Annotated in this window: 16 protein-coding genes; 10 read left to right on the top strand and 6 right to left on the bottom strand. The window is 74.0% G+C overall.

All coding sequences use genetic code 11. The annotated features are described in order from the left end of the window. Entirely contained in the window at positions 1 to 507 is a 507-nt protein-coding gene (locus AC5WRT_RS11475) for a hypothetical protein (protein ID WP_496092877.1), read from the bottom strand. Between the two features lie 413 nt (positions 508 to 920). Further along, complete coding sequence (locus AC5WRT_RS11470; protein WP_496092876.1) at positions 921 to 1,703, bottom strand: PaaX family transcriptional regulator C-terminal domain-containing protein; 783 nt, start codon at positions 1,701 to 1,703, stop codon at positions 921 to 923. A gap of 71 nt (positions 1,704 to 1,774) precedes the next feature. Between AC5WRT_RS11470 and AC5WRT_RS11465 the strand changes: the two genes are divergently transcribed. Both AC5WRT_RS11465 and AC5WRT_RS11460 read left to right on the top strand, forming a co-directional pair. After that, on the top strand, positions 1,775 to 3,454 hold the full coding sequence (locus AC5WRT_RS11465; protein ID WP_496100189.1) for a DNA alkylation response protein: 1,680 nt from the start codon (positions 1,775 to 1,777) through the stop codon (positions 3,452 to 3,454). A gap of 167 nt (positions 3,455 to 3,621) precedes the next feature. Further along, a complete protein-coding gene (locus tag AC5WRT_RS11460; protein WP_496092874.1) occupies positions 3,622 to 5,598 on the top strand; it encodes a HEAT repeat domain-containing protein in 1,977 nt (658 codons plus the stop codon). Between the two features lie 75 nt (positions 5,599 to 5,673). Here AC5WRT_RS11460 and AC5WRT_RS11455 read toward each other — a convergent pair whose 3' ends face one another. After that, entirely contained in the window at positions 5,674 to 6,264 is a 591-nt protein-coding gene (locus tag AC5WRT_RS11455) for an Rv1733c family protein (protein ID WP_496092873.1), read from the bottom strand. 286 nt (positions 6,265 to 6,550) lie between these two features. On the opposite strand from AC5WRT_RS11455, the gene AC5WRT_RS11450 reads away from it, so the two are divergent. The 3 genes from AC5WRT_RS11450 (at position 6,551) to AC5WRT_RS11440 (ending at position 9,661) form a co-directional block, all read left to right on the top strand. Further along, entirely contained in the window at positions 6,551 to 7,639 is a 1,089-nt protein-coding gene (locus AC5WRT_RS11450; protein WP_496092872.1) for a WD40/YVTN/BNR-like repeat-containing protein, read from the top strand. Positions 7,640 to 7,726: 87 nt separating this feature from the next. After that, positions 7,727 to 8,404: a uracil-DNA glycosylase gene (locus AC5WRT_RS11445; RefSeq protein WP_496100188.1), complete on the top strand. Its 678-nt coding sequence runs from the start codon at positions 7,727 to 7,729 to the stop codon at positions 8,402 to 8,404. A 330-nt stretch (positions 8,405 to 8,734) separates the two neighbouring features. Continuing rightward, on the top strand, positions 8,735 to 9,661 hold the full coding sequence (locus AC5WRT_RS11440; RefSeq protein WP_496092870.1) for a sirohydrochlorin chelatase: 927 nt from the start codon (positions 8,735 to 8,737) through the stop codon (positions 9,659 to 9,661). Positions 9,662 to 9,783: 122 nt separating this feature from the next. Here the strand turns inward: AC5WRT_RS11440 and AC5WRT_RS11435 are convergent, their stop codons facing one another. After that, a complete protein-coding gene (locus AC5WRT_RS11435) occupies positions 9,784 to 10,821 on the bottom strand; it encodes a lactonase family protein (RefSeq protein ID WP_496092869.1) in 1,038 nt (345 codons plus the stop codon). 170 nt (positions 10,822 to 10,991) lie between these two features. Next, positions 10,992 to 12,482: an FUSC family protein gene (locus tag AC5WRT_RS11430; RefSeq protein WP_496100187.1), complete on the bottom strand. Its 1,491-nt coding sequence runs from the start codon at positions 12,480 to 12,482 to the stop codon at positions 10,992 to 10,994. A gap of 240 nt (positions 12,483 to 12,722) precedes the next feature. Between AC5WRT_RS11430 and AC5WRT_RS11425 the strand changes: the two genes are divergently transcribed. Then, complete coding sequence (locus AC5WRT_RS11425; protein WP_496100186.1) at positions 12,723 to 13,199, top strand: Lrp/AsnC family transcriptional regulator; 477 nt, start codon at positions 12,723 to 12,725, stop codon at positions 13,197 to 13,199. A gap of 615 nt (positions 13,200 to 13,814) precedes the next feature. After that, entirely contained in the window at positions 13,815 to 15,266 is a 1,452-nt protein-coding gene (locus AC5WRT_RS11420; protein WP_496092866.1) for an MFS transporter, read from the top strand. A gap of 51 nt (positions 15,267 to 15,317) precedes the next feature. Here AC5WRT_RS11420 and AC5WRT_RS11415 read toward each other — a convergent pair whose 3' ends face one another. Then, a complete protein-coding gene (locus tag AC5WRT_RS11415; protein ID WP_496092865.1) occupies positions 15,318 to 16,100 on the bottom strand; it encodes a LysR family transcriptional regulator substrate-binding protein in 783 nt (260 codons plus the stop codon). A gap of 129 nt (positions 16,101 to 16,229) precedes the next feature. On the opposite strand from AC5WRT_RS11415, the gene AC5WRT_RS11410 reads away from it, so the two are divergent. The 3 genes from AC5WRT_RS11410 (at position 16,230) to AC5WRT_RS11400 (ending at position 19,649) form a co-directional block, all read left to right on the top strand. Further along, entirely contained in the window at positions 16,230 to 16,622 is a 393-nt protein-coding gene (locus AC5WRT_RS11410; protein WP_496092864.1) for a DUF5997 family protein, read from the top strand. Positions 16,623 to 16,868: 246 nt separating this feature from the next. Continuing rightward, entirely contained in the window at positions 16,869 to 17,660 is a 792-nt protein-coding gene (locus AC5WRT_RS11405; RefSeq protein WP_496092863.1) for a helix-turn-helix transcriptional regulator, read from the top strand. 453 nt (positions 17,661 to 18,113) lie between these two features. After that, entirely contained in the window at positions 18,114 to 19,649 is a 1,536-nt protein-coding gene (locus AC5WRT_RS11400; RefSeq protein WP_496100185.1) for a DUF1254 domain-containing protein, read from the top strand. The last annotated feature ends 34 nt before the right edge of the window (positions 19,650 to 19,683 follow it).

Raw genomic sequence — 19,683 nt, 5'->3', positions numbered from 1 at the left:
TCAGAGCGTGGTGCGGTCGGGGCGCGCGGTGGGACCGAGCGGCCTGCCCGCCGAGCCCTCGGCCCGGTGGGCGGTCCGGCCGGTCCCGGACGCCTCGGCGGTGCTCGCGGCCCTGCTGCTCCCGGATGTCCGACCGCCTCCGCGTGTCCCGGTGCCGGACGTACGACTCACTTCGGAACCGCCGGCCGCCGCGGTGCCGACGCCAGGGGCGGGCTCCGGGTGCCGGCCGCCCCCGCCGGTCGGCGGATGCGCGGGCCGGGGCTGGGTGAGCCAGGCCACGGCCGCGCCGGTGAGGGCCACGGGCCACTCCACCACGCCCGCCGCTCCGAGCACTCCGGCGCCCGCGTACACCGCCAGGCGCCGGCCGCGCGGCGACACCGCCCCGATCTTGTCCAGGGTTTGCTCAGCGACCCTGCCCACCGCCCCGGCGCCGGGCGCCCTGCGCAGGGCCGAGGCCGCGTCGCGCAGGGGCGCCGTGAGGGCCGACGACGACTTCTGCTCAGCCATGACTCTCCTCGGGTGAGTTCTCCTCGCGTGCCCCGCGAGTGCCCGCCACCGCGCTGGTCATCCCCGCTTTCAGCCCCCGGGGACTTCCTCTTCCCAGGGAACCCCTCGCACCGCGCCCGCGCCACCCGCGCCGGACGGGCGCCCCGGCCCGGCGACCCCGGCGTCCGCCCGAGCCGGATGCACCCGACGCCCGACTGGCCGCGCGGGCGCGGCCCGGGTCCACCTCGTGCGACGGGTACGGCGGGGGCGGCTCGTGGACGAAACCGGCCGTGTCCGATTTCGACGGCCGCTGCCGTAGCGCCGACATCGCCTGTGTCGGCCCGAGTTTCACGTGCGTGGCGGACCGCACCGTGTGGCACCACGTGGACGAGCGGCTTGCCTGCGCCCCGGTCTCCGGGCGAGGGCCGAGGCGGTCATGCGGCGCGTTCCCCGCGCCCCCCGGACGCGGCCAGTTCCCGCTGGTAGCCGGCGTAGGCGGTGCGCAGGGCCTCTCCGGGCCAGTCGGCGGGCAGGAGCCCGGGCGGCAGGACGGGGTCGGTGAGCAGGTGGCGTACGGCGGCGGCGTACGCGGTGAGGCGGTCCGCGGGGGTGCGGGCGGCCTGCGTGCGGGCGAGGAGTGCGCGTGCGGTGGCCGCCCAGGAGTCCAGTGGCCAGAGCCGGGCGGCCAGGTCCTGCGGGGCATCGTCGGGGCGCGCGGTGTACGTCCGGGCGACCGGGGCCAGGGTTTCCGGCAGGGCGCGGTCGAGGTTGGCCGGGCGCAGCCACACTCCCTCGCGGAGTTCGGCCAGCCGGAGCGCGGTCAGCCGGGCGCGCAGTTCGGCGCGTTCGGCGGGGCCGCGCCCGGTCGCGGTGATCACCACCATCTCCCAGTCGCCGTCCCATGCGCGCGTGCCGGGGCGCAGTGCCTCGTCCTGGCGCCGCTGGCGGGCGAGCAGCCGGTCGCTGAGCCGGTAGACGGCGTCGCTGCGGCGCAGGTCGCCGGCGGTCACCATCCGGCTCAGCGCGGCCCGCAACGTGGAACCGCCGACGCCGAAGGGCTCCACCAGCCGGACGAGGTCCTTCACCGGCATCTCGGCAGGGTGCGCGCCGAGAAGCAGGCTCAGCACGACCGACCGCGCGGACAGCGGCCGCAGGCCCGCGTGCTGCGGTGCCTGCCGGGGTGCCTGCGCCGGCTCGGGAGAGACGTTCATGCGCATGGGCACGTACTGTACGTGCACCACCGTGTTGCACTATTGCTACAGCCGCAGCGAGAGTGCAACATTCTTCCATGGTCCCGATTCCCGCGCAGTCGCCGTCGCACGCGCAGCCTCAGCCGCAGTACGCCACGCACGACGTCACCAACCAGGCCCCGCCCCTGGCCCCGTACGACGCCTCCGACGACCCTGCGCTGCTGGCGGGACTGCGCCGGGAGGGCGCCGCATGGGCCGAGGAGGACATCCGGCGCCTGGGGGCGCGCGCCGGCAGCGTCGAGGCGCAGGAGTGGGGCGAGCTGGCGAACCGCCACGAGCCGGTCCTGCGCACCCACGACCGCTACGGCCACCGCGTGGACGAGGTGGAGTTCCATCCCAGCTGGCACCACCTGATGCGCACGGCGGTCGCCGAGGGCCTGGCGGGCGCGCCCTGGGCCGAGGCGCGGCCCGGCGCCCATGTGGCCCGCACGGCGGGCGGACTGGTGTGGGGGCACACGGAGGCCGGGCACGGCTGCCCGACGTCGATGACGTACGCCGCCGTACCCGCGCTGCGCGCCCAGCCGGATCTGGCCAAGGTCTACGAACCGCTGCTGACCAGCCGGGAGTACGACCCCGAACTGCGGGTGCCGGCCGAGAAGCCGGGGCTGCTCGCGGGGATGGGCATGACGGAGAAGCAGGGCGGTTCGGACGTCCGGACGAACACCACGGTGGCCACGCCCACCGGCGAACCCGGCGTGTACACGCTGCGCGGGCACAAGTGGTTCACGTCGGCGCCGATGTGCGACGTCTTCCTGGTGCTGGCGCAGGCGCCGGGCGGGTTGTCCTGCTTCCTGGTGCCGCGTGTCCTGCCCGACGGCAGCCGCAACACCTTCCGCATCCAGCGACTGAAGGACAAGCTCGGCAACCGGTCCAACGCCTCCTCGGAGCCTGAGTTCGACCGGACGGTGGCCTGGCTGGTGGGACCCGAGGGCCGGGGCGTGAAGACCATCATCGAGATGGTCAACTGCACCCGGCTGGACTGTGTGATGTCCTCGGCCGCCCTGATGCGCAAGACGCTGGTCGAGGCGGGACATCATGCCCGGCACCGCAGCGCGTTCGGCGCCCGGCTGGTCGAGCAGCCGCTGATGCGCAACGTCCTGGCTGACCTGGCGCTGGAGTCGGAAGCGGCGACGACGCTCACGCTGCGGCTGGCCGGCGCAGCCGATCGCGCGGTGCGCGGGGACGCCGGAGAGCGGGCGTTCCGGCGGATCGCCACCGCCATCGGCAAGTACTGGGTCACCAAGCGGGGTCCGGCGTTCACCGCGGAGGCGCTGGAATGCCTGGGCGGCAACGGCTACGTCGAGGATTCCGGTATGCCGCGGCACTACCGGGAGGCTCCGTTGCTGTCGATCTGGGAGGGCTCGGGCAACGTCAACGCGCTCGACGTACTGCGCGCCCTCGGTCGCGAACCGGACACCGCCGAGGCCCTGTTCAGCGAGCTCGCTCTCGCACGCGGCGCGGATGCCCGCCTGGACGCGACGGTGGCCGCGCTCCAGGACGAGTTGGCCGAAACGGACCAGGTGGGTGCCCGGCGGCTGGTGGAGCGAATGGCGCTCGCCCTCCAGGCCTCCCTGCTGGTCCGGCACGCTCCGCACCCGGTGGCGGACGCCTTCTGCGCGAGCCGGCTGGGCGGCGACTGGGGGCACGCCTTCGGCACGCTGCCCGCCGCAACGGACCTCGGCACGATCCTGGAGCGTGCCCTGCCCGGCCTGAACTGACCCCTCTCCCCGGGCGGGCGCGCCCGTCCCGGCGGGCGCGTGCGGGCCGCTGCCGCCCTGGCCGGTGACAGCCGACGGATCGCACACAGTCAGTGTGCGGCTCCGGAACGTTGTCGGTGCCGTGGTGCACACTCGCGACCAGGTGGCACTCGTCTGGGGAGGACAACGTGTTCACGGGGATCGACGAGGTCGACTGGGCCTCGCTGCGGCACGCGTACGGCAGCGCGGAGGACGTGCCCGGATGGTTACGGGCACTGGCCTCCGCGGACACCGTCGAGCGGGCGACCGCGCTCGACGGGATGCACGGCGCGCTGCACCACCAGGGGCGTGTGTACGACTCGGCGCTGGCCTGCGTCCCGTTCCTGCTCTCGCTCGTGGCCCGCGAGGAGGTGCCGGACCGGGGCGGCATCGTGGAACTGCTCATGGGTATCGGCGCGCAGGGCGCGGACGGGGACCCGCGGGCGCGGGAGGCGGTGTGCTCGGGCGGCGAGGTCTTCGTCCGGCTCACCGGGGACCCGGACCCGGCGGTGCGCCGGGCGACCGCCGGGGCCCTCGTGCACTTCGCCACCGGGCCGGCGCGGGTCCTGGGCCTGTTACGGCAGTGGCTGCGAGCCGAGCGGGACGACCGGGTCCTGCTCGCCCTCACCGAGGCGCTCGCGCTGTTCGTCCGCCGGTACCCCGCGCACGCCGACGCCGCGGTGGACCTGCTGGCCGAGCAGAGCGCGCCGCCGTACGCGCCGGGGCTGCGGCTCGCGGCACTCGGCCAGCTCGCCCTCGTGGCGCCCGACCGGCTGCCCGCCGATCCGGTGCCGACGGCGGTCCGGCTGCTGCGGGAGCGCTCCGCGCGCCGCGCCCGCACCTGCGAGCCGGCCACCGACTCCCTGGTCGGGCGAATACGGCGGTTGCGCCCGTCCGACGAGGAGGGCTCCCGGCTGCTGCGCACCCTGCACACCGCGCTGGGCGACCGCGTGGCCGACCGCGCCGCGCTCCTCGGCGGCCAGTTGACCAGCCCGGACCCGATGGACCGGTGCCAGGGCGTGTGGCTGGCGGCGGCACTGCTGCGCGGCTGGCGCGGCGACCACAGCGACACGGTCGGGCTGCTCGGCGCCCAACTGGAGGCGGAGGAGGACTGGTTGCGGGACGCGGCGGTCACCGTCCTGTCGGCGCTGTTCGCCCTGGCTGCGCCCGCCGCCGACGCCCTGCACGCCCTGGTGCGAGCCCGGCCCGACCTGTGGACGCACCGTTTCGAGCCCGGCTCCCCCACCCTGGGCGGTCCGCTCAAGGCGCTGGCCAGAACCGGCGATCCACGCGCGGTCCCGGCCCTGGCCCACCTGCTGGCAGGCCCGGCCGCACCGGTGGACCTCGGGGGCGAGCTGGCCCACCTGGGCGCCGCCGCGGCCCCGCTCGCCCCGGCGGTGCGGCAGCGGCTCGCCCGGATCCCGCCGGCCTCCGCGTCCGCCGCCCGGCTCGCCGGCCCCCTGCTCACGGCGGTCGCCGCCGTCGGGGACCGGGACGCCGTTCCGGAAGTGCTGCGGCTGCTGTCGGACGCCGCCGGGCCGGGGCCACGGGACGCGATAGCGGGCCAGGGCATCGCGGCGCTGGAGGCTCTGGGCGCCACCGCGCAGGCGGTACCGCTGCTGCGTGCTCTCCTGCACACCCGGCACGCCGCCGCGGCGGCCGGTGCTCTCTGGTCGGCTCAGCGGGACGCCACCGCCGTACTCCCCGTGCTGCTGCGGGAGTTGACCGAGGGCGGCCCGGACAGCCGTCAGCTGGCCGCCGCGCGGCTGGCCCGCCTGGGTCCCGCGGCGCGCACCGCCCTGCCCGTGTTGCGCCGCACGGCAGCCGGGTCACGGCCCGCACGGGAGCGGGTGGCGGCCGCGTGCGCGCTCTGGCACGTCGACGCCGATCCGGAGCCGGTGCTGCCCGTCTTCCGCGACGCCTGGGCGGAGGAGCCCGGAACCCGCTGCGGCATCGCCCGCTGCCTCACCGAAATGGGGCCGGCCGGCACGCCGTTACGGCACCTGGTGGAAGGCGAACTGGCCGCCCCACGCCGCCATTCGGCGCGGGCGGGCGTGGGCGCGCGGGGCATACCGGAGGACGAGGATCTGCTGAGGGCGTGCCGGGAGGTGCTGGCGGCAGTGTAGGAGTGCCACGGTCGGTCACATGCCCGGGCCGCGGCGCGGGAAGCGCGCTCCCCGGCGCCCGCACGCCGGCCGTGGTCAGACCATCCGCCCCCACTGCGGTCCGAGGCGCGCCCACTCGGTGTCCCAGGCGCGCATGCGACGGCGCTCCAGACGGCCGCGCAGGGCGAGGCCGCCGGCGAAGGGGACGGCCGCCGCGCTCACACCCACCAGGCAGCCGATCAGGACGCCCCGGAAGGTGGCCTCGGAGGCGGAGGTGGGACGGCCGGCCAGGCGGCCGTGCGCGTCGGTCCAGACGGTGACCGGCGTGCCGGGCGTGCTGCCGGGATCCACCCGGACCTGACCGGTGTGGGCGGAGCCGCCGGCCACGGTCCAGCGCACCCTGGCCCAGACCCGTTCACCGGCGGAGGCGTGGCTGTGCACGCGGGTGTTTCCGGGGGCCCGCTCCACCACGTGCGCCACCACGGGGCGCCAGTCCGTCCGCTCCCGCGCGAGTCCGTCCTCCACCGACTCGTCCGCCGCGAGACCGGCCGCGACCCCGGTCAGAACGGTCAGCAGCCAGGCGCCGAGCACCACCCAGGCCTCCACCACGTCGGCCCGGCGTTTGAGCGGGTTGCGCCGCCAGCGCCACAGCCACATCTTCGGACCACGGAACGCCTTCAAAGGCATCCTCCTCACGAGCGCACCGACCGGCCGGACCGCCCTCCCATACGTGGGAGACCGCTCCGTTGCTCACGACGAGCCGTCTCCCCGACGGTCGCACGAGAGGCCCCTCTTGCGCAGGCGCATGCCGCAACGGACCGCGGCAATCCGTGCCGATCACCGGCGACACCGCTGCGACCTGCGACGACACACGATCCTGGGGGACTGTCAGTGGTGGGGTGCACACTGGCCGACAAGCGACGACCATCTGTCTCACGACTACCTGGACGAAGGCGTCCCGGAGGTGATCGGCATGACCGAGGTACTGCTGGCAGTGGGCACCCGCAAGGGCCTGTTCATCGGGCGGCGCAGGGGCGGCGCGGCCTGGGAGTTCGACGACAGCCCGTATTTCAACGCGCAGGCGGTCTACTCGGTCGCGATCGACACCCGGGAGAACCGGCCGCGGCTGCTGGCGGGCGGTGACAGCGCGCACTGGGGCCCGTCCGTCTTCCACTCCGACGACCTCGGCCGCACCTGGACCGAGCCGTCGCAGCCGGCCGTCAAGTTCCCCAAGGACACCGGCGCCTCCCTGGAGCGCGTCTGGCAGCTGCACCCGGCCGCCGCCGAGCCCGGCGTGGTGTACGCGGGCACGGAACCGGCGGCGCTGTACCGCTCGGAGGACCGCGGCGAGAGCTTCCAGTTGGTCCGGTCGCTGTGGGAGCATCCGACGCGCTCCCAGTGGGTGCCGGGCGGCGGCGGTGAGGGACTGCACACGGTGCTCACCGACGCACGCGACCCGAGAGCGGTGACGGTGGCGGTCTCCACCGCCGGGGTGTTCCGCTCCACCGACGGCGGCGCGAGTTGGGCCCCGTCCAACTCCGGTGTGTCCGCGGTGTTCCTGCCGGATCCGGATCCGGAGTTCGGCCAGTGCGTCCACAAGATCGCCAAGGACGCGGCCGACCCGGACCGGCTCTATCTGCAGAACCACTGGGGGGTGTACCGCAGTGACGACGCGGGCGGGCACTGGACCGACATCGGCACGGATCTGCCGTCCACGTTCGGCTTCGCGGTGGCCGCCCATCCGCGCCGGGGCGGCACCGCGTACGTCTTCCCGATCAACGCCGACGCGGACCGGGTGCCCGCCGGCCACCGCTGCCGGGTCTTTCGCACCGCGGACGCCGGCCGCACCTGGGAGCCGCTGTCCAAGGGCCTGCCGGAGGAGGATCACTACGGCACGGTGCTGCGGGACGCCCTGTGCACCGACGACGCCGACCCGGCGGGCGTCTACTTCGGCAACCGCAACGGAGAGGTGTTCGCCTCCGCCGACGACGGTGACAGCTGGCAGCAGCTGGCCGCGCATCTGCCAGACGTGCTCTGCGTGCGGGCGGCAGTGATCGGCTGAGGCACGCGTGGGCCCACGGGGCGCGTCCGGGGCGGGCTTCGGCCATTGGTTGATCACCGGGCCGGGTACGGCAGTAGGGTGACGCCCGTGGCACCACGACCCTTGCATGAAATCGTCGAACCGGGCTGGGCGAAGGCCCTCGAACCCGTATCGGAGCGGATCGCGGGGATGGGTGACTTCCTGCGCGCGGAGATCGCCGCGGGACGCACCTACCTCCCGGCCGGACCGAACGTCCTGCGGGCCTTCCAGCAACCCTTCGACGAGGTAAGGGTCCTGATCGTCGGTCAGGACCCTTATCCGACGCCGGGGCACGCGGTGGGTCTGTCGTTCTCGGTCGCACCGGACGTACGCCCGCTGCCGCCCAGCCTGATCAACATCTACCGGGAGCTGACCACCGACCTGGGCCTGCCCCAGCCGTCCAACGGCGACCTCACCCCCTGGACCGAGCAGGGGGTGCTGCTGCTCAACAGGGCGCTGACCACGGCTCCGCGCAGCCCTGGCGCCCACCGCGGCAAGGGCTGGGAAGAGGTCACCGAGCAGGCGATCCGGGCCCTGGCGGCGCGCGGCAAGCCGCTGGTGTCCATCCTGTGGGGCCGGGACGCCCGGAATCTGCGTCCGCTGCTGGGCAGGCTGCCGGCGGTGGAGTCCGCGCACCCCTCGCCGATGTCGGCCGACCGCGGCTTCTTCGGCTCGCGCCCGTTCAGCCGCGCCAACGACCTGCTGATCCAGCAGGGCGGGCAGCCGGTGGACTGGCAACTGCCGTGACCGTCCGCTCAAGTGGCGTGCGCCGGGGGCGTGTCGAGCCGAAGGGGCCCCGCTCGGCTCGGTCACGGATCGCGGACGGCCGGGCGGCCGGGCGGCTCACCGTGCCCGGTGAACCCGTCCCGCGTGCTCCATGGTCTTCGCACCGGCCATGCGAGGTCCCTGTATACGCGGATTGCTCTGCCTAGTCACCGCTTTGTCGGTGCATGTCTCGGCACATGCCGGCAACACGTGTCCGTGCCTGAGAAACCCAACAGACAAAACCGGACGAATACCGCTCACCTGCACCCTCCCCGAACGGAGTAACCCGCGAAGCCAGTAACATGCGGCGCCATGAGCACCCCCACTGGGCCCGCGTCCGGCCTGCCCGTACGAATGCCGCGACCCCGCCAGCCCGGACGGCACCGCCGACCGGAACCGCTGGTGGCTCCCGAGGGTGCGCCCGCACTCGCCCTCGCGGTGCCCGGTGCACCCAGCGACGCCACGCGCGCCCTTGCCGAGGAGGTCGTGAGCATCGCCCGCTCCGAGCTGCCCGGTCTGGACGCCCGGATCGGCTACCTGGACGGGGACGACGCCGAGTACCCCACGCTGCGGTCCGTGCTCGTGCGCGCGGCCGAGGAGCGCACGGCCCGTTACGAGCAGGCCGTCGCCGCCGGGGTCGAAGGGGTCAAGGAGCCCGACGGCCCGGTCGCCGTCGTGGTCCCGCTGCTGGCCGGTCCGGACAACGCCCTGCTGCGGCAGATCCGCCAGTCCGTGATGGACAGCCGGGTCGCCGCCGATCTGACCGACGTGCTCGGCCCGCACCCGCTGCTCGCCGAGGCGCTGCACGTACGGCTGTCCGAGGCGGGCCTGGCCCGTGCCGACCGCGCGCGCCTGTTCACCGTGGCCACGGCAGCGGACGGCATCATCCTGGCGTCCGTGGGCGGCGAGGAGGCCGTGCAGGCGGCCGGGATCACCGGCATGCTCCTCGCCGCGCGCCTGGCCGTGCCGGTGATGGCGGCGGCCCTGGACCAGGAGGGCTCGATCTCCTCCGTGGCCGAGCAGCTGCGTTCCTCGGGCTCGCAGCAACTGGCGCTGGCGCCGTACCTGATCGGCCCGGAGATCGACCCGGCGCTGCTGTCCGCGGCCGCCGAGGAGGCGGGCTGCTCCACCGCCGAGCCGCTCGGCGCGTACCCGGCGATCGGCAAGCTCGCTCTCGCCAAGTACACGACGACGCTGGGCATCGCCCCGCAGCAGGCGCAGGGCACACCGGTCCGCTGAGCCGCGCCGGTATCACCTGCACCCCCAGGGCCCGCTCCACGGAGCGGGCCCTTCGGCTTGCCCTGACGACACGGGCCATCCGGTCCGCCGTCGCGGGGGAAAGGCCACGGGCCGCTTGGCGCTCAGCCGAAGACGACGCAGGAGGCCGCGGGGACGGGCACCGAGCCTTCGTAGCGGGGCAGCCCCGTCGCCGGGTCCACGGCGAACCACGTCACGTCCCCGGAGCGCTCGTTGGCCGCGTAGAGGAAGCCGCCGTGCTCAACGAGCGCGCGCGGCCAGTGCCCGCCACAGGTCACCGTGCCGATCAGCCGGAGAGTCTCGCCCTCGACGGCCAGGACCGACAGGACGTCCTCGCCGCGGGTCGCGGTCCACACGAAGCGTCCGTCGGGCGAGACCACGATCCCGGACGGATACGCGTCGCCGACGGGTGCCGCGGACAGCACGGGAACCTCGGCCAGCGGCCGCAGGGTACCGTCCTCGGCGTCCCAGCGGCACACGGTCACCGTGGGGGTGAGTTCGTTGACGACGTAGGCCAGCGTGCCGCCCGGATGGAAGGCCAGATGGCGGGGACCGGAGCCGGGGCGCACGGCGACCTCGCGGTGCACGGCGGGAGCGCCGTCCGCGAGGGTGCACACCCGCACCGAGTCCGTCCCGAGGTCGACGCTGACCGCCCATCGGCCGCTCGGATCGGATTGCACCTGGTGGGCGTGCGGGCCGCGCTGGCGCCGGTCGTGCGGTCCGGACCCGGTGTGCTGGAGCCGCCCGGAGGGCTTGGCGGCGAGCGAGCCGTCCGGGCGCACGGGTACGGCGGTCACGCTGCCGCAGCCGTAGTTGGCGGTCAGCACATGGCCGTCGTACAGGCCGAGGTGGGTGGGTCCGCTGCCGTCGACCGGCACGGGCGGCCCGGCGAGTTCCGGCCGGTCGCCGTCGACGCGGTAGGCGGCGACGGCGCCGTCGGCCGTCTCGCTGACCGCGTAGAGGGTCCGTGCGTCCGGCGACAGGACCAGATAGGACGGGTCGGGCAGGTCGTTCACCGCGGTGCCGAGGACCAGTGCACCGCCCTCCGTCGCGACCTCGGCGGTGACCAGGCCGGGGCCGCCTGCCGCCGTGAACGAGCCGATGAACGCCCGGCGTCCGCCGGGCCTGCCGTGCCGTGCCACCGCTGTCCCCTCTCTGTCGAGCCCGTCCGGGGCCGACGGTAGCAGCCGATACGGCCGGTCTAGACCAAGAGGCAGGGCGTGGGCGGGGTGCTTTCCTCCGCGAGCTCCTCGTGGCTTCCCGGCAGGGACCGCGGGGATGCGTGCCGGCTCACAGCCGCGAAGCGGCCGGCTCAGGCCCTCACCAGGGGCGAGCCCGCAGGCTCCCGCAGGGGCTCGGCCAGATCGGCGAGGGCGCGCTCGAGTCCGTGCAGGTGGGCAAGGGCGGGCTCGGCCGGCGGTTCGGCGGGGCTACGGAGGACGTCCAGGCGGCCCCCGGTCAGCGCCTCGACTGCGGCCTCGACGCGCCAGCAGGCCGCGGCCAGACGGGCGTCGTGGGAGGCCTCGGGGTCGGCGGCGACCGCCACCAGGCCGCGGACCTCACGGGCGCAGTCGTCGAGGAGGGCGAGGACCCGGCGGGCGCGCCGCTTGCGGGCCGGCATCGGGTTCAGCGGGTGCACCAGCGGGGCCACGGCGAGCCGGACCCGGCCGAGCAGCTGCTCCAGTTCGGCGACGCGCGGCGCCGGGTCGGCCGTGGCGGAGCCCGCGAGCCGGGCCGCGGCCTCGGCCGTGCAGGCGTGGACGCAGCGCAGGGCACGCCCGATCCAGGCGTCCGTGACGGCATGCGTGGTGACCGGCAGCACGAACAGCACCGCGAGCGCGGCGCCGAGCGCCCCCACGCCGGTCTCGGCGAGCCGCAGCCCGAGCAGACCGGGGCTCAGGACGCCGAACAGGCCGTAGAGCAGTTCGGCGAGCAGCGTCACCCAGAGCATCATCCAGGTGTAGGAGACGGCGGCCGTGTAGAAGATGCCGAAGACGGCGACGGCGACCAGGACGGCCGTCGGGGCCGGCGCGCCGCCCACGGGGACGGCGACGAGGAAGCCCAGCCCGATGCCGATCACCGTGCCGAGGACCCGGCGGAAGCCGCGCACCAGGGTTTCACCGCGCGAGGCGGTGTTGACGAAGATCCACCAGGTGGCGCCGACGGCCCAGTACCAGCGCTGTCCGGACACCAGCTGGCCCACGACCAGCGCGAAACCCGCCCCGGCGGTCGCCTGGACGGCCTGCCGGGTCGTCACCCGGGCGAGTCGGCGCCCGGCGGTCGGGGCCGGTACGACGGCCGGTGGCAGCCGGCGCTCGTAGCACCACACGCCGAAGCGCACGACGGCGGCGCAGAGCACGGACAGCACGACGGCGGCGGACAGCTCGGGCAGCTGCGCCGGCGTGGCGTGCACGAAGTGGGCCACGAAGAAGGTCATGAAGGCGAACACGCCGAGGCTGTGCCCGCGCGGACCCCAGCGGCGCGCGTACACCCCGGCGCCGACGACAGCCAGGAAGACGAGGTCACGCGCGACGGGCACGCCGTGCAGTTCGGCCGCGCAGGCGAGCACGGGCATGCCCACGACGGGGAGAAGCGCCGTGCTGACGGCCTGCCCGCGCACGGTCGTGTCGGTGACGGTGAACAGGGCGAGCAGCGCGGCGAGGCCACCGGTCACCGCGCCGACGAGAGAATGCCCGGCGAAGTGGCAGACGACGACCGCGAGGCCGATGCCGAGGACGGCCCGCGCGGCGAAGCGCAGTCGCGCCCGCCCCGGGTCCGGAGCCACGAACAACCTCTTCAGCACGGGTGCCCTCCCCTTGGAACAACCTGGAACGCCTGCACGCAAAAGGCGCCGCGGGGTTCCGCAGCGCCATCGACGTCCCCATGAGAGCATCAACCGGGTCACTGGCTCAAGCGAGAAGCGAATCACTGGACCATTGGTCCACCGTCGCACGCATGGCCAGGCCCACCGCAGGGCCAACGGCCCAGGTCGGACGGCACACGGGCCGGTAGGGGCGCTGAGCCATTGGTACAGTCGTCCATCATGACCGTGGACGAGCTCGACACCCGCATCCTGCGCCTGCTCCTGGAACAGCCGCGCACCAGCGTGCGTGAGTACGCCCGTCTCCTGGGCGTCGCCCGCGGCACGCTCCAGGCCCGGCTGGACCGCTTGGAACGGGACGGCGTCATCACCGTCACCGGTCCCTCCCTCTCCCCCGCCGCGCTCGGCCATCCGGTGCTGGCATTCGTGCACATCGAGGTCACCCAGGGCCACCTCGACGACGTCGGGGACGCGCTGGCCGCCGTACCGGAGATCGTGGAGGCGTTCTCGATCACGGGCGGCGGGGACCTGCTCGCCCGGGTGGTGGGCCGGGACAACGCCCATTTGGAGGACGTCATCCAGAAGCTGATCAGCCTGCCCGGCGTGGTACGCACCCGCACCGAGGTGGCGCTGCGCGAGCGCGTCCCGCACCGGCTGCTGCCCCTGGTGGAGTCCATCGGCCGGGCGGCCCGCGCCTGACCCTCGGCATGTTGGAGCGGATGGGCGACCTCGGCCCCCTCTCGGTCGTCCTCGGTCTCGGCGGAACGCCGGTGGCAGCGAGCCGAACCACTGGCAGGCGAGCCGGCGGACTCTCGCCGGGCTGAACCCCGGGCAGTCCGGAGCCTGCCCGCGCCCACACCGCTCCAGCCGGAGATGCGCACGTTTCGTGGAGTTCCTGGCGGCCGACGGCGTGCCCATGGCGGTCGCGCCGGGATCCTCGCCGGAGGCGATCGACGCGCCCCTCGAGGATATGGGTCTCGGCTCACGGTGGTGTCTGCCGGGAGGTGGCGCACGGCAGGCGACTGCGTGGCCCTGGAGGACGCGGCGCCGGGCGCGGCCGCCGCCCGTGCGGCCGGCATGCGCGGCATCGCGATCCCGTACCTGGCCGCAGGCCGACGCACCCGGGTTCGCCACGGCGACCCGGCTGCTGCGCGGCGACCCGGCGAGGGTTCACGGCCCAGTCGGCGTACACCTGGCTCCGCGCGGCGGCGCGGCCCCACCGACCGGACGTACAGGCCGTTCACTGCACGGGGCGGTTCATGCCAGAAACGCTCCTGCCGTGCGCCCGGCGCGGTGACTGCCTAGCGTGATCCCATGACCACAGACCGAGCCGGGCCGGCCCCGCACGACCGGCGGTGGCAGGCGCTCGCCGTCTGTCTGACCGCGGCCTTCATGACCTTGCTGGACACGTCGATCGTCAACGTGGCACTGCCCTCGGTGGAGCGCGGGCTGGATGCCAGCACGGCCGAGCTGTCGTGGGTGATGTCCGGATACGCGCTCACCCTCGGCCTGTCCCTGGTCCCGGCGGGACGGCTGGGCGACATGCGCGGGCGGCGCCGGACCTTCCTGACCGGGCTGGCACTGTTCACGCTCGCCTCGGCGGCCTGCGGGCTGTCCACCGGTGCCGGCTGGCTGGTGCTGTTCCGGCTGGTCCAGGGAGCGTCGGCGGGGCTGATCGCGCCGCAGACCTCGGCCCTGATCCAGCAGATGTTCCAGGGCGCGGAGCGCGCCCGCGCGTTCGGCATGATGGGCAGCACGATCGGCATCTCGACCGCGGTGGGCCCGCTCGTGGGCGGCCTGCTGATCCAGGCGGCGGGCGGCCCCGACGCCTGGCGCTGGGTGTTCTACGTCAACCTGCCCCTCGGGGTCGCCGTGTTCTGCGCGGGACTGCGGCTGCTGCCCCACTCCCCCCGCTCGGCGGGCCGGCGCGAGTGCTTCGACGTACCGGGCGTCCTGCTCCTCGGCTCGGGCGTGCTCGCCCTTATGTTGCCGCTGGTGCAGGAGCAGCAGTGGCAGGGCCGGCTGAAGTGGGCCCTGCTCCCGGTGGGTGCCGTGCTGCTGGCCGCGTTCTGGGCGTGGGAGCGGCTCCAGGGACGCCACGACCGCGCTCCCCTGGTCGACCTGCGGCTCTTTTCGCTGCGCTCCTTCTCGCTGGGCGCGCTGCTGAGCCTCGTGTACTTCGGCGGCTTCACGACGCTGTTCTTCGTCTACACGCTGTTCCTGCAGAACGGTCTGGGCTACGGCGCGCTCGCGGCCGGCCTGTCGTCCATGCCGTTCGCGGCGGGCTCGGCGTTCGGTGCCGCGGCCGGCGGCCGGCTCGTGGTGCGCTTCGGGCGCAAACTGGTCATCGCCGGTCTCGGCACGGTGACGGCGGGAATGCTCGGTGCCGTCGCGGCCGTGCACTGGGTACCGGGCCGAGGTGTGGCCTGGGCAGCCGCGCTGCCGCTGCTCGTCGCCGGGATCGGCTCCGGGCTGACCATCTCCCCCAACACCACGCTCACCCTGTCCCTCGTCCCGGTGCGGCGCGGCGGTGCCGCGGGCGGGGTGCTCCAGACCGCGCAGCGCATCGGGTCCGCGGCCGGTGTCGCCGTGGTGGGCTCGGTGTACTTCGCCCACCTGGCCAACCACAGCGACCCCGCCAGCGCGGTCCAGTACGGCCTGCTCACCTCCGTCGCCATCATCCTGCTGGCTCTGTCCCTGGCCTACGCCGACCTGCGCGAACGCCGGGCCCGGCCACAGCTGGAGCCGGCGCGGGAGCACGCGTAGGCGCCGCGGCACACCTCGCACCGGCGGTGCCTCGGAGAGCCACCGGGGCCCTCACGACCTCCGGCGCGGCTTGCCCCGCTTGGGGGCCTGCTTGGCCCCGGCCGTGCGCGCACCGCCCCCCACCACGCGGGCGCGTGGGGAGCGGCCCGAGCTCTTCGGCGCCGCCTTCTGCCGGGTGCCCTTCGGCTCGGAACGCTTCTGCTTCTCCTCGGCCGGCGGCTGGGTACGGCCCCGGGTGCTGTTGACGGTGCGGCCGCGGACGATGCCGATGAAGTCCTCCACCAGGTCGGTGGTCGTCTCCTGCGGCCAGGACAGGGCGATGCTCGACTGGGGGGCGTCGGTGACCGGACGGTAGGTGAGGTCCTTGCGGTGGTACAGGCGAGCCAGGGACTGCGGGACGACCAGGAGGCCGACGTCCGCGGCCACCAGCTCGATCGCGTCCGGGGTCGTGGCGGGGCGTTCGAAGGCCGGCTCGCCGGGCGGGCCGGCCCAATCGAAGACGTCGTCCAGAGGGTGGAAGAGCACTTCGTCGGCGAGGTCGGCCAGGGTCACCTCGTCCGCGGCCGTGATCAGATGGTCCTTGGGGACGACGACCACCGTGGTCTCGGTGTAGAGCGGGATCGCGCTGAAGAACGCTCGGTCCACGGGGAGCCGTACGAAGCCCGCGTCGGCCTCGCCCGTGCGCAGCACGTCGGGGGCGTCGGCCGCGGCGACCTGGACGAGAGTGAGCGGGATGTCCGGCAGGCGCTCGTTCCAGGTCCTCACCCATTTGGCGGGCGTCACTCCGGGTACGTACGCGAGCCGGAACGACGGTGATTCCTCCGAGCCTGTCACCAGGCCAGGTTACCGGCCTCGGCCCGGCCGCCGTCACCGCCGTCACCCGTCCTGTCCCCACCGGCCGTGACCTGCCGTCCGTCACCGGCCGTGGTCGGCGGCCCGGCGCACGGCCGATACCCTGACCTCATGAGTTCGCAGCAGAGCACCCAGACGATGAAGCCCGCGACCGCGGCGAAGAAGCTGGGTGTGTATCTCCCCGCCACCCCCGCGTCGTTCCAGGAGGGTGTCGTCACGCGCGCCGAGCTGCACGAGCTGCAGGCGAGCCCGCCGGAGTGGCTGAGCGAGCTGCGGCGCAACGGCCCCCACCCGCGTCCGGTGGTCGCTGCGAAGCTCGGCGTGTCGATCGCCGGCCTCGCGCGGGGCGGCGTGACGGAGCCGCTGACCACCGAGCAGATCGAGGCGCTCAAGCAGGAGCGGCCCGAGTGGCTGGAGAAGGAGCGCGCCACCCAGGCCGAGGTCCGCAGGGAGGGCGCGCGTATCAAGCAGCAGAAGCAGGAGCGCGCCGCTCGCGGCGACTGACCCTCCTGCTCCCCTGCCCGGGCGCAGCTCCTCACCGGCGCCGCAGCCCGGTCAGGACGAGGGGCGAAGAAGACGGCACCGGACGGGCCGCCGTTCCCCCGTGCCGGCGGCCCGCCGGAGACACGCCCGCGCAGGCCGGTGCCGCCGGGTTGCAGTGTGCACCGGCCGGGCGTCGCGGGGGTATGCGTACAGGTACGTACGCGGACGGCGTGGAAGGGCCACCGCGAGACGACCGGAGTGGAACAGGTGACGCTGGAGAGGGCCTACGAACGGATGACCGCGGTCGCGGTGGCGGCGCTGCACGAGCGGGAGCCCGCGCGTCTGTGGCCGATGCTCGCCGGTGCTCTGGCGGACCTGTGCGGCGGCGAGGCGGTCCTCCACAAGCTCGATGACTGGAGCGAGGACGCGGGCACGATCGGTGCGGCATCCGATGCCGTCGCCGCCGAACTGGAGCGGCTCGGGGAAGCGGACCTGGCCCTGCTCCGCGCCGGCTACCCGTTGGCCCAGCACTACGCGGGCGGGACCGACCGGTCGCCGGTCACCGCGCGGCGGACGGCGGGCCGCGGTTGGCCGGTCAGCGCGACGGCGCGGCTGCTCGACGCGGTCCTCGGCGTCGACCATGTGCTGGGCGTGCCGCTCCCCGAGAGCACCACACCGGTCACCGGCTGCCTGGTCCATCGCACCGGCACGGACTTCACCGACGACCATCTCGCGATGGCGGAGCGCGCGCAGCCGCTGCTGGCCGCCGTCGAGCGGCAGCGGCAACTGCTTCAGGAGTGGCGGCGCGGGCTCGGACCGGGCACGGCACCGGACGAGCGGGCGGCGGACAGCGCGCTGACGCCCCGCGAGACGACCGTCCTGCTGCTGCTCAGCGAGGCGCTCACCGCCGACGCGATCGGCCGCCGCCTCGGCATCTCCGTCCGCACCGTGCACAAGCACGTCGAGAACATCTACCGCAAGCTGGGCACCCGTGACCGCCTGAGCACCGTGCTGCTGGCCCAGCGGCTCGGTCTGGTGCCGTCTTCCGGACACCCCTGAACCCCGGCTCGCCGCTGCGTAACGGTGGACCGGCCGACCGCGGCCGGTGGGCCTTCCCGGAAGGTTGCCGGCCGATTCGGGGCGGGCTGCGGCGACCGTACCGGAGGCCGGCTGAGGGCTTTCCTCACGAACGATCCCCATCGGCGTCCGACCACTGCCCCCATGCTCGGACCCGCCCCTCGTCCCGAAGTCCCACCCCACTCAACGGCGATGTCCGCACGGCACCGGCTCCTTCGACCGCAGAGCCGAGCGCGGTTGCCGAGCCATGGGTGCGGTGATCTACTCGAGTCAGTGGGTCCGGCCGTAGGGAACAACCCGCCGGACATCCGACGAGGCACGAAGAACCTTGCATCGCGTCGGCACCACCAAGGAGGAGCCAAGATCGTTTGTCGGCGGTGGTCCGCCGTGCCACCGCCGAAGATGCGGGGCTCCGTGCCGGAAAGGAACGCGGTAATGGCCTCTGCAGCCACGAACAACCGTGCCGGGCAGCGACTGCGCCATCAGGTCACGGGAGTGGCGTCGACGATCGGCAAGGCCGCGGTGGCGACAGGCAGGGCCACGGCGGACGCCGTGCGCCATCCGGGAGCAACGGCCGGGCGCGCTCGCCGGACATCGCAGGCACTGCCCCTGATGTGGCAGTCGGTCAAGCCCGTGCTGACCGGCCACGTGACCGACTGGCGCCGGGAATACGCCTACACGCTCGGCGAACAGGCCTTCGTCTACGGGTTCCCGTACATCTACAACGCCGGACTCCGCCACCGGTGGGTGACCCAGGAGCCCGCCACCGAGGTGACGCCGTACGCCCCCGTGAACCACTTCTGGCACGCCCGGAAGCTCTTCGACGCCTCCGACCGGCAGGGCCTGTGCCCGAACAACGACACGCTGTACTCGTTCGCATGGGTGAACCTGAGCGAGGAACCCGTCGTGCTCTCCCATCCGGACATGGGGAATCGGTACTTCACCTTCGAGCTGGTCGGCATCACCTCCGACAACTACGGCTACGTGGGCGGGCGCGCCACCGGCCCGGACGCCGGCGACTTCGCCCTCGTGGGGCCGGGGTGGACGGGAGACCTCCCCGAAGAGGTGCGTCGCACGGCGACCGCACCCAGCCCCTGGGTCCTCATTGTCGGCCGGACCCTCGTCGAAGGCGAGCAGGACCTCCCCGACGTCCATGCCCTTCAGGACCAGTACCGGTTGGTCCCGCTCCACCTGTTCGGTGCCGAGGGAGCACAGTTGCCGGCCCGGCGCGACGTGCTGGAACCGATCGACGCGGCAAGGGACCCCCTGGGGCCGTGGAAGACCCTGAACGCGATGCTGGCCGAGAATCCACCGCCGCCGCACGACGAGGTCCTGCTCAAGCAGTTCGCGCAGATCGGCATCGGTCCCGGACTCGATGTCGAGGCGCAGCCCGAGCCCGTCAAGCAGAGCTTGATCCGGGCAGCGGCCGCCGGTGTACCCATGCTCGAACAGCAACTGCTCAGCGGTGAATGGGCCCATGTCGTCAACGGCTGGCTCTACCCGCCGCCACAGATGGGGCGGTTCGGGGACGACTTCCTTCGGCGAGCCGCGGAGCAGTCCCTGGCCGGTGTCGCTGCCAACGATCCCGAGGAAGCGGTCTATCTGGCCGCCTTCCACGACGCTGACGGCGCCAAGTTGTCCACGGGCCGATACGAACTGCGTTTCGGGCCGGGAAGTCTCCCTCCGGTCGACGCGTTCTGGTCCCTCACCGTCTACGGCGAGGACAGGAACCTGGTGCCCAACCCCATCGGCCGATACTCCATCGGTGACCGCACGCCGGGGCTGGTCACGGACACGGAGGGAAGCCTGACCATCCGCCTGCAGCCTGATTCCCCGGGATCTGCCGAAGAGGCCAACTGGCTGCCCACACCCGCACAGGGCATCTGGTTCGCCGCACTGCGGATGTACCTGCCCCGTCCTGAGGTCGTCGACACACGATGGGAGTGCCCGCCGATCAACCGCGTCGCCTGACGACATCGCACGCCGACGGGCCGCCTTGAGTGCT

The organism is Streptomyces sp. NTD91 (assembly GCF_059510455.1).
This window is presented reverse-complemented; position numbering and strand designations above follow the sequence as displayed.

Bases quoted from the DNA above. Each gene is read 5' to 3' on its own strand.
- AC5WRT_RS11475 (WP_496092877.1), bottom strand. From the start codon at position 507: ATGGCTGAGCAGAAGTCGTCGTCGGCCCTCACGGCGCCCCTGCGCGAC.
- AC5WRT_RS11470 (WP_496092876.1), bottom strand. From the start codon at position 1,703: ATGCGCATGAACGTCTCTCCCGAGCCGGCGCAGGCACCCCGGCAGGCA.
- AC5WRT_RS11465 (WP_496100189.1), top strand. From the start codon at position 1,775: ATGGTCCCGATTCCCGCGCAGTCGCCGTCGCACGCGCAGCCTCAGCCG.
- AC5WRT_RS11455 (WP_496092873.1), bottom strand. From the start codon at position 6,264: ATGCCTTTGAAGGCGTTCCGTGGTCCGAAGATGTGGCTGTGGCGCTGG.
- AC5WRT_RS11450 (WP_496092872.1), top strand. From the start codon at position 6,551: ATGACCGAGGTACTGCTGGCAGTGGGCACCCGCAAGGGCCTGTTCATC.
- AC5WRT_RS11440 (WP_496092870.1), top strand. From the start codon at position 8,735: ATGAGCACCCCCACTGGGCCCGCGTCCGGCCTGCCCGTACGAATGCCG.
- AC5WRT_RS11425 (WP_496100186.1), top strand. From the start codon at position 12,723: ATGACCGTGGACGAGCTCGACACCCGCATCCTGCGCCTGCTCCTGGAA.
- AC5WRT_RS11420 (WP_496092866.1), top strand. From the start codon at position 13,815: ATGACCACAGACCGAGCCGGGCCGGCCCCGCACGACCGGCGGTGGCAG.
- AC5WRT_RS11410 (WP_496092864.1), top strand. From the start codon at position 16,230: ATGAGTTCGCAGCAGAGCACCCAGACGATGAAGCCCGCGACCGCGGCG.
- AC5WRT_RS11400 (WP_496100185.1), top strand. From the start codon at position 18,114: ATGGCCTCTGCAGCCACGAACAACCGTGCCGGGCAGCGACTGCGCCAT.